We start from the raw sequence: 12,928 nt of genomic DNA on the forward strand, positions 1-12,928 counted from the left end.
GGGTCCGCTACCGCGCCACCGGCAAGCGCAGCAGGAAACGAGCCCCACCTCCGGGCGCCGCGCCCACCTCCAGCGTCCCGCCGTGCTGCGTGACGATGGCGTGGACGATGGGCAGCCCCAGTCCCGAGCCCTGGGCCTTGGTGGTGAAGAAGGGCTCGAAGATGCGATCCCTCATGGCCTCCGGGACGCCCGGGCCCGAGTCGTCCACGGTGATCCACACCCGCGCTTCGTCCGCGCCGACGGTCAGCGTCACCCGGCCTCCCGCGGGCGTGGACTCCAGCGCGTTGAGGCACAGGTTGATGAGCACCTGCCGCACCCGCTCCTCTTCTCCAGACAGCGCGGGCAACGGCGCCTCCGGCACACCGTGCGTCAGCGTCACCTTCCGCGTCTCGGCCTGACTGCTCAGCAGGTCCACCACGCGGCGCACCAGCACCTTCACGTCCACCGAGCCCGGGCGGAACTCCCGAGGACGGGCGAACTGGAGGAAGTCCTCCAGGATGTGGTCCAACCGGCGAATCTCGTCACGCACCAGCAGCAGGGGCTCCAGCAGCGTGCCCTGCTGTCCATCCGGCAGCCTGCGCACGCGCCGCTCCAACACGGACAACTGCAAGGCAGCGGCGTTGAGCGGGTTGCGAATCTCGTGGGAAAGCCCCGCCGTCATCGTCCCCACGGCGGCCAGCTTCTCCGTCACCTGCGCGCGCCGGGCCAGCTCGCGCTTCTCCGCGTGCAGCCGCACCTGCCGCATCGCCTGCTCCAGCGTGAGGAGCAGCTCTCGCGGCGCGCACGGCTTCATCAGGTAGGCACACGCGCCCGCGCGCACCGCCGCCACGGCCGTCTCCAGCGTGGCGAAGCCCGTGAGCAGCACGACCTCCGAGTCCGGGGCTCCCGCCTTCAGCTCCGCCGCCAGCGCCGTCCCGTCACCATCCGGCAGGCGCAGGTCCACCAGCGCCACATCGAAGCCCTCGCGCGCCTTCTCCCGTGCGTCGCGGCACGTCGACGCCGCGCGCACCGCATAGCCCGCGTCTCCCAACAGCTCGTCGAGGTTGTCGAGGAACGCCGCGTTGTCGTCCACGACGAGCACTCGCGCGGGAGGCTGGGGAAGGGGCTCGCTCATGGCGTGGCCCCGGGGCGCGCGGCGTACCTCGTCTCCAGCGCGCCGATGAGCGCCCCCGTGTCGAAGGGCTTGGAGAATACATCCACGCCCACGTCCAGCGGCGCCAGGTCCGGCCACGCCGTCATGACGAAGGTGGGCAGGCTCGGGTAGCGCGCCCGCAACCGCCGGAGCGTCTCTCCATCCGGCCCGCCCGGCATGCGCAGGTCCACCAGCGCCGCGAATGGCGTCGCGCATGAGAGCAGGTCCGCGTCCAGCACCGACGACACCGTCACGCAGGAGAAGCCGCGCGCGCGCAGCACCTCGGAGAGGTTGTCGCTCAGCGCCGGGTCGTCCTCCGCCACCACCACCAGTCCGTCGCGCCGCGCATTGGCCAGCAGGCCCATCAGCGTGGAGATGGGCACGGGCTTGGGCAGCACCGCGAGCAGTCCCTCGCGCCGAGCTGTCGCCAGATCGTCCTCGCGCGGATAGGCCGTCATCACGACGGCGGCGAGCCCCGGGTCCACGCGGCGGATGCGTCGCACCGCGTCCGCGCCGCTCATGCCGGGCATGCGCATGTCCGTCACCAGCGCATCGAAGCGCGTGGCGCCCACCTCGCGCAGGGCCTCGTCACCCGAGCTGACGACGGTGGCCTGGTGGCCCTCGTCCCGGAGAATCTCGGCCAGGTTCTCCGCCAGCGCCCGGTTGTCATCCAGCAGGAGGTAGCGTCGCATGGGGGCCCTCCTCGGGCGAGCTGGGGAGCTGCATCACGAAGCGCGCACCCGCTCCCGGGCGCGGCGCATAGGTGATGGTGCCACCGTGGCGCTCCAGGATGCGCCGGACCAGCGGAAGGCCCAGGCCGATGCCCCGGGCCTTCGTCGTCATCAGCGGCTCGAAGAGCCGTCCCCGGATGACCTCGCTGACCCCAGGGCCCGTGTCCTCCAGCACCAGCTCCACCTGGCCGGGCTCGCGCACGGCACCGACCAGCGACACGCCGCCCCCCGATTCCTCCAAGGCCTGCACGGCGTTCTCCAACAGGTTGACGAACACCTGACGCAGTTGCCCCGCGTCCCCGTGCACCGGTGGCAGCGAGACGAGTCCCTCCGTCTTGACGATGACACCCTCCGGACAGGCCACGGCCTTGAGGGCCTCCTGCCAGACCTCGTCCAGCCAGACCTCCTGGCGTTGCAGCGGTCGGTCGCGAATCATGTCCAGCAGGTCGGACACGATGTGGTTGGCGATGCCCACCTGCTCGCCAATGCGGTCCAGGTGCTTCGTCGTGCGCTCATCCACCACCGGACCCGCGCGGCTGCGCAGGATGTAGAGCGAGGTCTCGATGACGCCCAGCGGGTTGCGCAGCTCGTGGCCAATGGAGCCCACCAGCTGACCGAACGTCGCCAGTCGCTCGTTGCGCGCCTGCTGCGCCAGCAGGTCCTCGCGGTACGTGTGGAGCATGATGGCCAGCTCCAGGTCCAGGATGCGCCCCAGCGCCGCGCGGGCGCCGTGCAACGTCTCCGGCTGATTCAGGTACGCCGAGTCGATGATGGCGTTGAGTTCCTGGCGCAACACGTTCATCGCCCCGAACATGTAGTGCTGCGGCAGGGAGATTCGCACGTGCATGCGGCCGATGCGGCAGCGCAGCGCGAAGTAGGCCTCGTCCCACGGCCCCCGCAGGAGCTGGTCCATCCACACCTGCAACGTACCGCGCAGGTGGCCCACCTGGCTCTCGCCGCCCTCCAGCGCCCGACGCGCGCCCTCGTGCTCCAGGATGCGGTCGTAGAAGACGCGAGCGATGCGGGGGAAATGCGGATGCGCGATGGCATGGAGGCCGACGAGTGACTGCTCGTCCCGCGCTCCAAAGCCCACGTACCGCTTCAGCTCCTCGAACAAGGTTTCCGCCATGGTGTCGGGGCCCAGATTAACCGCTCGCCCCGCATCGGAGGAGGAACTCCGAAGCAAGCACCGAGCCAGCCACACGAGGGCATGGACGACCCGGGAGCGCGCAAGAAATGCGCACCCATCGACTCGGGGCCGAGGGTGCGCAAATCCTGCGCGAAGTTGTACGTGTGGGCGCCGAGGCGGCTCGCTCGCCGCTCCACCTGCGTCAGTGCATCAGCGACTCCCGCCCCCCGCGCCCGAGCGACAGCGACTCGCGCGTCACCGTCTCGCGCCCCGTGGCCTTGCCGCGCTCCAACAGGGACTTCAGGCGCAGCAGGTCATCGTCCATCTGCCGCTTGGGGTCCACGCCCAGCAGTCGCGCGAAGGCGTGGCCAATGGCGCCCGCGGGCGGGTTGTACGCGAGGCGGATGTCCACCCGCGTGCCCCCCTTTGGCGTGGGCTCGAAGTGGATGACGCCCGCGTTCTCCACCGACGTGCCCTGCACGCTCTTCCACGCGAGCAGCTTGTTGGGCACGCGCTGGGTGACCACGGCCTGCCATTCGAAGTGCAGGCCCGCGGGGCCCTTCACCTTCCAGTGCGAGCGCCCGTCGGTGTCGACGCGAATCTCGTCCACGTGGGTCATGAAGCGCGGGAAGTTCTGCATCGCATCCCAGAAGGCGAAGACCTCCTCCACCGGCGCATTCACCGTGATGTCCTTGTGCAGGTTGATGGCACGAGCCCCCACGCCGATGCCGGTGAGCCGACGCAGCTCCAGGTTGCTGAGCGCGCGCAGCCCCAGCACCAGGCCTCCCGCGCCGAGCAACGCGCCCAGCACGCCTCCGCGTTGGATGGCCCCTGAAGCCAGGGACACGGCACCCAGCGCGCCGAAGAAGCGCGCGGAGGGCGACCAGTGCGCCGAACCGAACGTCCGGGTGGGTCCCCGCCGTGCCACGCCGCCCTGCAGCTCGGACTGACGGCCCGACTCCGCGAAGGGCAACAGCCGGTTCTCCACGCCGCGCACGCCGCGCACGCGACCGATGAACGGAATGACGCGCTTGAACTCCTCGAGCAGGAGGGAGCCCTCCAGCGTCACCACGCCATCACGCGCGGCCACCTTCACGGATCCGGGATGAGAGCACACGCGGCCCAGCGCCGACCGGACGCGCTCGGCGAGCGTCACGTCATCCACCGTCTCCGAGCGGAACCGTCCGATGGACTCCAGGAACAAGCCCCGCGAGCGCTGGGTCAAATCGCGCTTCACGACCCCCGCCGCGCTTCCGGCCTCGTGGGCGGCATGCACCGCCCTGCCCTGCAGGTGGGACCTGCGCCAGCGACCACTGCGCGGGTCGGACCAGTACATCAACCCCACACCCAGCCCCAGACCTCCCAGACCCCAAAAGGCTGCCTTCATGTCGTGCCTCCTGTTCGGTTTTTGATGAGCCCCATCCGGGGAACGTGAAGGCGCTCTTGCCGCGGTGCAGCAGCCACGGGCCGACGGCTCCAGGCCCCGAGGGGACGCTCGTCACCCCTGGAGCCCGGGAGGGCACGAGGCCCCGCTCGGGAGATGGGCGGGACGGTGCCCGCCTGCCCGGGCATGCACACCTTGAGCGGACGGACAGTCGCAGACCTCTTCAGGAGCTCCACACGCATGCCCCAGCAGCAACCGCCGATTCCCGGACCGCCGTCGCCATTGCCTCCCACGCGCGAGCCGACGCCCAACAATCCCGTGAAGGAACCCGACCCCCAGCATCCCCAGCGCGAGCCGCCGACGCGGAATCCTCCCGAGCAGGACCCACCCATGCGTCAGCCGCCGGAAATCGAGCCGCCGTTGCCGCCCGACATCACCCCGCCTGGCATCCATGACCCGCCGCCCCCAGGGCAGCCGGGCATGCCCACCATCATCGCGGGCGAACCGGGCTCCCAGGACACTTGAGCCAGGGGCCGCCTGTCTGGGTGGCCACTCGATGTGCCAGGGCCACGGGCGAGCGGACACCGCGACGACCTCGCCCTCTCTCCGGGCTGGCGACAAGTGGCGAGGCGTTCCTCTTCGTTCGCTCGTGCCCAATTTCAAGGGGGAGAAGTGCGCCAGGAGGCACACGGACAAGGAGCTTCGCATGCAGGGACCTGCGTTCCAGGACCGCTCCACGGCGGGTCGAGCCCTCGCGGAGCGTCTCGCGCATCATGGCCACCGCCCTGAAACCCGGGTGCTGGCCCTGCCGCGCGGTGGAGTGCCCGTGGGCTACGAGGTGGCGCGCGCGCTGGGTGCTCCGCTGGACGTGTTCGTCGTTCGCAAGCTGGGGACGCCCGGACACGAGGAGCTGGCCATGGGCGCCATCGCCACCGGCGGCGTGCGCGTGCTCAACCCCGAGGTCATCGAGGAGGTGGGCATCCCTTCGGAGCAGATCGACGCGGTCGCCGCGCGCGAAGGCCGGGAGCTCGAACGCCGCGAGGCAAGCTACCGACAGGGAAGACCCGCCCTGGACGTGCGCGGACGCAACGTCATCCTCGTCGATGACGGGCTCGCCACCGGCTCCTCCATGCGCGCCGCCGTGGCCGCGCTCCGGAAGCAAGGGCCCGCTCGCATCGTCGTCGCCGTGCCCGTCGCACCTCTGGAGACCTGCGAGGACCTCGCGACGCTGGCGGACGAGACGGTGTGCGTCCGGACCCCGGAGCCGTTCTTCGCCGTGGGCCTCTGGTATCGCCAGTTCGAGCAGACCTCCGACGCGGAGGTCAGGGACCTCCTGGAGCGCGCCGCGCGTGAGTCGTCCGTGGCAGAGGCGCACCCTTCCCCTGGGTGAGTGCGCGCCCTCGCGGTCCTCGCAGACCCGCATGTGGCAGGAGCATCGAGGACCCGCCCCCTTGCTCACCGAACAACGGGAGCACCTGTCCCAAGCTCCGGTGGCGCGGTGGCGGGCTCGATTCCGGTTAGGCTCGCGCTCCCCACACCCCCATGCACGAGTTCCCCACCCGCCGTCAGATGCTGCTGGCCGTCCTCATGGCCACCGCGCTCGCCGCTCTCATCGAGTGGGCCTGGGCCAGCCCCGATGCCGCGAGCCCCCTGCCCCGTGTCCTCACCACCGCGGCCCTGGTGCTGACCTGTGCCGGCACTCCCGCGTTGCTGCTCGCGCACGCCCGGGAGCGAACCCGCCGCGAGCGCGACGCCGCTTTGCGCAGCGCCGGTGACTCCAGCGCCTTGCGCGACGCCATCATGGACGTCACCCCGGTGGGCTTCGCCTTCTTCGACCGGAACCTGCGCTACATCCACGTCAACGCGGCGCTCGCGGCGATGAACGGGCTGCCCGCGGGAGGACACCTCGGCCGTCACGTGTCGGAGGTGATGCCAGAGCTGGGTCGGCTCCTCGCGCCGCGACTCAAGAGCGCGCTGGAGACAGATGCGCCCGTCCAGGACACCTGCCTCGAAGTGGAGACCCCCGCCGCGCCGGGCGAACCGCGCTTCTGGTTCGGCAGCTACTCGCGCGTGCGCGGCACGGGCGGCGATGTCCTGGGCGTCATCGCCTCGCTCTCGGAGCTCACCGAGCGGATGCGCGCCGAGGAGAGCCTCCAGGAACACGAGGGCCTCCTCGACGTGCTCACGCGCTCGCTGCCCGACTACCTGTGGGGCGGCAAGCTGCGCGACGGCGCGCTGCGCGACTTCTACTGCACGCCCGTCATCGAGCGCACCACCGGCTATCCCGCGTCCGCGTTCGCCGAGCCCGGCCCCGGTGGCGGCCCGCCGCCTCTCTGGGCGGAGATGATCCACCCCGAGGACCGCGCCCGCTACCGCGCCCGCATCGAGTCGCTCGCGCCCGGCTCCGAGGTGGAGCTGGAGCACCGCCTCATCTGCGCCGACGGCCGCGTGCGCTGGGTCCGCAGCCGCGCGGCGGCCTCCGCGAAGGACAACCAGGGCGAGCTGCACGTGGGCTGCGTCGTCACCGACATCACCGACCGGTACCTCGCGGACGAGCTGCGCCAGCGCCTCCATGAGAGCTTCCGTCGCTCCGCCCAGGAGTGGCGCCGCACGTTCGACGCCGTCACCTCGCCGCTCGTCGTGCTCGGCGCGGACGGCACCATCCAGAGCCTCAACGCCGCCGCGTGCATCCTGTTCGGCGGGCTGGACCCCTCCGGCCAGCCCCTGTCCACCGTCGCGAGCGAGCCTCCCTGGTCCAGCACATTGCCGCTGGTGGACGAGCTTCGCCGCACGCATGGCAGCCTCATCCGAGAGGTGAAGGACCCGCGCTCACGCCGCACGTGGGAGCTGGCCGCCGCGTGGGTGGACGAGGTCGGCGGAGAGGACTCGCGCATCATCGTCGTCGCCACCGAGGTGACGCGGCTGCTGGAGCTGCAAGCCAGCCTGCGCCGCAGCGAGACGATGGCCGCGATGGGCGCCATCGTCGCGGGCGTGGCCCACGAGGTCCGCAACCCCCTCTTCTCCATCTCCGCCGTGGTGGACGCCGTGGAGGCCACCGTCGGCGCTCGCGCGGAGCTGGCCCCGTACCTGGACGTGCTGCGCGGCGAGGTGCGTCGCCTCAACCACCTGACGCAGGAGCTGTTCGAGTACGGCCGCCCCACCCGGGGCGAATGGGTGGAAGGCCCCGTGCGACCGGTGGTGGAGGAAGCGCTGGCCGCGTGCGCGCTCACCGGGGAGCAGTCCCGCGTGACGGTGACGCAGACGCTCGCGGAGGCCCTGCCGGCGGTGCGCATGGACTCACGTCGACTGTTCCATGTCTTCCGCAACGTGCTGGAGAACGCCGTGCAGCACTCGCCCGCGGGCACCACCGTGAAGGTGGCCACCTCGCCCCTGGAGGAGGAAGGCCGCGCCTGGGTGCGCTGCACCGTGACGGACGGAGGGCCGGGCTTCCGCGAGGAGGACCTGCCTCACGTCTTCGAGCCCTTCTTCAGCAAGCGCAGGGGCGGCACCGGCCTGGGCCTGTCCATCGTCCAGCGCATCCTGGAGGAGCATCAGGGCGTCATTCGCCTGCGCAATCACCCGGAGGGTGGCGCCGAAGTCACGCTGCTGCTACCAGCGGTGTCCTCGCCTTCCGTCAGCCTGCACCTGGACTCGCTCGCCTCATGACACGTACCCGCATCCTCCTGGTGGACGACGAGCCCGGTGTCCGGCTGGGCATGAGGGGCTACCTCACCGCCCACGGCTTCGACGTGGACGAAGCCCAGAGCCTCGCCGAGGCCCAGGAAGTCTTCCGTACGCACCGCCCCGACGTCGCGGTGGTGGACTACCGGATGCCGGACGGCACCGCGCTGGAGCTGCTGCCCCGCCTCAAGGAGATCGACGCCGCCGTGCCGCTCGTCGTCCTCACCGGGCACGGCTCCATCGAGCTCGCCGTCCAGGCCGTCAAGGAAGGCGCCGAGCAGTTCCTCACCAAGCCCGTGGAGCTGGCCGTCCTCAAGGTCGTGCTGGAGCGGCTGGTGGCCCAGCGCCGCGAGCGACAGCGCCTTCGCGCCGACCTGTCCCGCACCGCGCGCGCCACGGTGGACCCGTTCCTGGGCACCAGCGCCGCCATCCAGGGCCTGCGCGCCGAAGCCGGGCGCATGCAGCACAGCGACAGCCCCGTGCTCGTCACCGGCGAGACGGGCAGCGGAAAGAGCGTGCTCGCGCGCTGGCTCCACGAGGGCGGCCCGCGCGCGGACGCGCCCTTCGTGGACCTCAACTGCGCCGCGCTGTCGAAGGACCTGCTGGACTCGGAGCTGTTCGGTCACGAGAAGGGCGCCTTCACGGGCGCGGTGGCCGCGAAGCAGGGCCTCCTGGAAGTGGCGGACCGGGGCACCCTCTTCCTCGACGAGATTGGCGACATGGACATGGCCGTCCAGCCCAAGCTCCTCAAGGTGCTGGAGGAGAAGCGCTTCCGCCGGCTCGGGGATGTGCGAGACAGGCGCGTCGACGTGCGCCTCATCGCGGCCACGCACCAGGACCTGGGCGTCGCCACCCGCGAGAAGCGCTTCCGCAGCGACCTCTACTTCCGCGTCAGCACCCTCATCCTCCACGTGCCCGCGCTGCGGGAGCGGACCGAGGACATCCCCGTGCTCGCCCGCCACTTCCTCGCGGAGATGGGCGGCGCACGCGGACGCGGCGGCGTGGGCCTCCAGCCCGATGCGGAGGCCGCGCTGACGCGCTACCCCTGGCCCGGCAACATCCGCGAGCTGCGCAACGTGCTGGAGCGCGCCGTGCTGCTGTCCGGCGGCGGCCCCCTGTCACGCGGAGACCTGCGCTTCGAGTCCTCCGCCGATGAGGCCCGCGTCGAGGACGACCTGACGCTGGAAGAGCTGGAGCGCCGCCACATCGAGCGCGTGCTGCGACGGGAGAACGGCCACGTCGAGCGCGCCGCCCTCCGGCTCGGAATCCCCCGTTCCTCCCTCTATGAGCGGCTGAAACGTTTGGGAATCAACAGATCTGGATTCCAGAAGTCGGATCCATGATCTGGAAAACCCGGCACCAGGGCGGGGCGGCCGTGCTCGCAAGTGCCGGGAAAGTCATGGGGCCCGGGTGAGAAGGACCCCTGGCCCCTGACTTGCTCACGGCCGGCGCGTGTCCCAGAACCTCCTCATCGTCGACGACGAATCCGCGCTGTGCTGGGTGTTGGGACAGTTCTTCGCGAGCGCGGGGTACCGGGTGGACTCGGCGCAGGCGCTGGACGAGGCGCTGGGGCTGATGACGACGGGCCGCTATGACCTGGTCATCAGCGACCTGCGGCTGAGCGGAACGCAGTCCGAGGAAGGCCTGGTGCTGGCGGACTTCGTGCGCCGTTACACACCGGACACCCGGGTGGTGTTGCTCACGGCCTTCGCGTCGCCAGAGCTGACGGCGCGGGCCCGGGAGCTGGGAGTCGACCTGGTGCTGCCCAAGCCTCAGCCCCTGCCCTCGCTGGCTCGGCACGTCTCTGAATTGTTGGCGGCCCGTTGATGTGGGCCGTTCCCTTCTGGCACCGTCGGGACATGCGAGTGCAATCCCACCCACCTCGTCCCGCGTCGTGTGGACGGAGTTCGAGGACCCTGGCGCGCCACGCGGCGTATCTCCGAGGGCCCACCGTCCTCGCGCTGTTGGGCGCCCTGCTGCTGACAGCGAGCACGGCCCGGGCGCAGGCGCAGGCCTCGCAGGCCATCGACGTGCAGCAGTACAAGCCGGGCCCTGGCGCCTACGACGTGCTGGGGCTGCATGGCGCGCGCGTGGGCAAGCACCTCGAATGGAACGTGGGGCTGTCGGTCAACTACGGGGAGAACCCACTCAACCTGTTGGATCCTCGCCGCGACGAGTTCGTCTACCGAATCGTCGACAGCCAGCTCACGCTGGACCTGATGGGCGCGGTGGCGCTGTTCGACCGGCTGGAGCTGGGTGTGACGCTCCCCGTCTCCACGACGACGTCACAGCCGGCCACGGCCATCTCGCCCACGCTGGCGGATGGTGCCGCCGGTACGGGCGTGGGTGACCTGCGACTGGTGCCGAAGGTCCGGCTGTTGTCGACGGAAGGCGGCCTGCACCTGGCCCTCGTCGCGCCGGTGACGCTGCCCACGGGGGGCGGCTCCGACTTCCTGGGCACCAAGGGGCTGACCTTCCAGCCGAGGCTCGTGGCCGAGTGGGCCGGAGACTCGCTGCGCCTGCTGGCCAACGTGGGAGTGAATCTGCGCGGCGAGCAGCAGCTGCGCAACCTGCGCGTGGGCAACGAGTTCTCGTATGGCGTGGGCGCGGAGGTGCCGCTCACCCAGGCGCTGTCGGTGGCGGCCACCCTGTCCGGCGCGCTGGGGCTGAAGGAGACGAACGCCGAGGAGCGTCCGTTGGAGGCGCTCGGCGCGGTGAAGTACCGCTTCACCGAGGAGCTGGCGGCGCACCTGGGCGCGGGCCCGGGACTCACGCGGGGCTACGGCACGCCGGGCTTCCGCGTGCTCGGAGGACTGGCCTGGACGGCCTCGCCACCGGCGGCCACGCCCTCGCGACAGTGCGCGCTGGGGCCCGAGGACTTCGATGGCTTCCAGGACGACGACGACTGCCTGGATCCAGACGACGACAGCGACGGCATCCTCGATGGACCGGACGTGTGCCCCGGTGAGCCGGAGACCTTCAACGGCTATCAGGACGAGGACGGGTGCCCGGATGAGCAGGACCCGAACACACCCTCGACGACCGAGCCCTCCGCCGCGACGCCTGGCGCTCCGTTGACGCTGGCGCCCGCGCCGGTGGACTCGGATGGAGACGGCCTCATCGACACGGAGGACCGCTGCCCCTCGGAGCCCGAGGACATGGACGGCTTCGAGGACACGGACGGCTGCCCGGATGCGGACAATGACCGCGACGGCGTACCGGACGCGGTGGATGCCTGTCCGCTGGAGGCAGAGGCCATCAACGGAGTGAAGGACGAGGATGGGTGCCCCGACAAGGGCAAGGCGAGCGTGCGGCTGGAAGGCTCGCGCATCGTCATCCTGGAGAAGGTCTACTTCGCCACCGGCAAGGACGTCATCCTGCCCAAGTCCTTCAGCCTGCTGGCGCAGGTGTCCTCGGTGCTCAAGGCGAACCCGCAGTTGGAGCGGTTGCGCGTGGAGGGACACACGGACGACCAGGGCTCGGACACGAGCAACCTGGACCTGTCCCAGCGCCGCGCGAACAACGTGCGGGAGTTCCTGCTGAAGGCCGGCATCGCGCCGGAGCGCCTGGAGGCAATGGGCTACGGCGAGACGAAGCCAGTGGACAGCAATGCGACGACGCGCGGTCGTGAGAACAACCGCCGCGTCGAGTTCAACATCGTGAAGACCGCCGAGCCCTCGGCACAAGAGGCCACGCCATGACCCGGACCCTTCCCTGCCTGATGGTGTTCGCGCTCGCGGCCTTCCAGGCCCGGGCCCAGGACACGGCGGAAGCTCCTTGCGGCGGCCTGCGCTTCGTCAACGGCCGCGTGGAGATGGGGCGCAAGCTGGAGCCGAAGGGGCCCTCGACGGAAGCCTGCTTGAAGCACGTCGCGGAGGCGCTCGCGGCACGTCCCGCCATTCGCGCGGTGACGGTGGCCGCGCGGCTGCCCGACTCGGAGCGGCTGGACGGTCAGGGGCTCGCGGTGGCGAAGGCCGCGGCGGACATCCTGGTGTCGGCGGGCGTGTCACGCACGCGCGTCTCCGCGGTGGCGCCTCCCGCGGTACCGGGCGAGCCGGGTCAGCTCCAGCTCGCGTACGTCGAGCGTCCCACGCAGCCTCGGGTGGCCCGGGTGCGCGCGGCCAGCGGTGAGGTCTCCGCGGGCGCCGCTCCCGACGAGCTTCGCCCCCGTGGCGTCGGTGACTCGCTCTACACCGGTGAGCTGTTCCACACGAGCAAGGACGCGAGCGCGGAGCTGGAACTGGCCGATGCGAGCCGGGTGCGCGTGCTGTCCGACAGCATGCTGCGCCTGGGGGCCATCGAGCTGGGGGCCAACGCGAAGCGGGTGGTGCGCCTGGAGCTGATGCGCGGCTCCGTGGAGACCCTCGCCGCGCCCGGGGGCGACGGCTCCGTGTTCGAGGTGCGCACGCGAGGCGCGGTGGCCGGCGTGAGAGGCACGCAGTTCCGGGTGTCGGCGCAGGAGGACGGCGGCAGTCGCCTGGAGACGCTCGAAGGCAAGGTGGCGCTGGGCGCGGAGAAGGGCGAAGTCGAGGTGGCCGGAGGCCAGGGCTCTCGCGTGCTGCCCGGAGCCGCGCCGGAGCCGCCCCGACCGCTGCTCGCCGCGCCCCTGCTGAACGGACCGCGCGGTGGGAGCTTCACCACGGCGCCGAAGCTGGAGTGGTTCACCGTGCCGGGCGCGAAGACGTACCGCGTGGAGCTGGGACGGACGGCGGACTTCGCCGCGGGCGTGCGCACGTTCGAGTCCCCGGCCCAGGAGTTCGCCGTGCCGGCGGGCCTCGCGGGCAAGTGGTTCTGGCGCGTGCTGCCGGTGGACGCGGATGGCTTCATCGGCTTCCCGTCGAAGATTTTCGCCTTCGACCTCCGGCCCTGAG

11 protein-coding genes are annotated in these 12,928 nt (G+C 71.1%); 7 read left to right on the top strand and 4 right to left on the bottom strand.

Annotated elements, in window-relative coordinates; all coding sequences use genetic code 11:
* Positions 1–7 precede the first annotated feature (7 nt).
* From HUA74_RS26290 to HUA74_RS26305, 4 genes are all read right to left on the bottom strand, one after another.
* Positions 8–1,114: a sensor histidine kinase gene (locus HUA74_RS26290; RefSeq protein ID WP_174456742.1), complete on the bottom strand. Its 1,107-nt coding sequence runs from the start codon at positions 1,112–1,114 to the stop codon at positions 8–10.
* Positions 1,111–1,824 (bottom strand): response regulator, encoded by a 714-nt coding sequence (locus HUA74_RS26295; protein WP_141646154.1) that lies wholly within the window; start codon positions 1,822–1,824, stop codon positions 1,111–1,113. Before HUA74_RS26295 ends, HUA74_RS26290 begins: the two co-directional genes overlap by 4 nt.
* The gene (locus HUA74_RS26300) at positions 1,799–2,992 is read right to left on the bottom strand and encodes a sensor histidine kinase (protein WP_174456743.1); all 1,194 of its coding nucleotides are present in this window, start codon (positions 2,990–2,992) and stop codon (positions 1,799–1,801) included. The genes HUA74_RS26295 and HUA74_RS26300 overlap by 26 nt, the downstream gene beginning before the upstream one ends.
* Before the next feature lie 202 nt (positions 2,993–3,194).
* Positions 3,195–4,379: an SRPBCC family protein gene (locus HUA74_RS26305; RefSeq protein ID WP_246137534.1), complete on the bottom strand. Its 1,185-nt coding sequence runs from the start codon at positions 4,377–4,379 to the stop codon at positions 3,195–3,197.
* A gap of 237 nt (positions 4,380–4,616) precedes the next feature.
* Between HUA74_RS26305 and HUA74_RS26310 the strand changes: the two genes are divergently transcribed.
* From HUA74_RS26310 to HUA74_RS26340, 7 genes are all read left to right on the top strand, one after another.
* The gene (locus tag HUA74_RS26310) at positions 4,617–4,901 is read left to right on the top strand and encodes a hypothetical protein (RefSeq protein ID WP_246137533.1); all 285 of its coding nucleotides are present in this window, start codon (positions 4,617–4,619) and stop codon (positions 4,899–4,901) included.
* A gap of 181 nt (positions 4,902–5,082) precedes the next feature.
* The gene (locus HUA74_RS26315) at positions 5,083–5,766 is read left to right on the top strand and encodes a phosphoribosyltransferase (protein ID WP_174456744.1); all 684 of its coding nucleotides are present in this window, start codon (positions 5,083–5,085) and stop codon (positions 5,764–5,766) included.
* A 152-nt stretch (positions 5,767–5,918) separates the two neighbouring features.
* The gene (locus HUA74_RS26320) at positions 5,919–8,042 is read left to right on the top strand and encodes an ATP-binding protein (RefSeq protein ID WP_174456745.1); all 2,124 of its coding nucleotides are present in this window, start codon (positions 5,919–5,921) and stop codon (positions 8,040–8,042) included.
* Entirely contained in the window at positions 8,039–9,400 is a 1,362-nt protein-coding gene (locus tag HUA74_RS26325; RefSeq protein WP_141646149.1) for a sigma-54 dependent transcriptional regulator, read from the top strand. The genes HUA74_RS26320 and HUA74_RS26325 overlap by 4 nt, the downstream gene beginning before the upstream one ends.
* A gap of 109 nt (positions 9,401–9,509) precedes the next feature.
* On the top strand, positions 9,510–9,884 hold the full coding sequence (locus HUA74_RS26330; protein WP_141646148.1) for a response regulator: 375 nt from the start codon (positions 9,510–9,512) through the stop codon (positions 9,882–9,884).
* On the top strand, positions 9,884–11,758 hold the full coding sequence (locus tag HUA74_RS26335; RefSeq protein WP_174456746.1) for an OmpA family protein: 1,875 nt from the start codon (positions 9,884–9,886) through the stop codon (positions 11,756–11,758). The genes HUA74_RS26330 and HUA74_RS26335 overlap by 1 nt, the downstream gene beginning before the upstream one ends.
* Positions 11,755–12,927, top strand: a complete 1,173-nt coding sequence (locus HUA74_RS26340; RefSeq protein WP_174456747.1) for a FecR domain-containing protein — start codon at positions 11,755–11,757, stop codon at positions 12,925–12,927. Before HUA74_RS26335 ends, HUA74_RS26340 begins: the two co-directional genes overlap by 4 nt.
* Position 12,928 lies beyond the last annotated feature (1 nt).

The organism is Myxococcus sp. CA051A (genome assembly GCF_013336705.1).
Classification (GTDB): Bacteria; Myxococcota; Myxococcia; order Myxococcales; family Myxococcaceae; genus Myxococcus; species Myxococcus llanfairpwllgwyngyllgogerychwyrndrobwllllantysiliogogogochensis.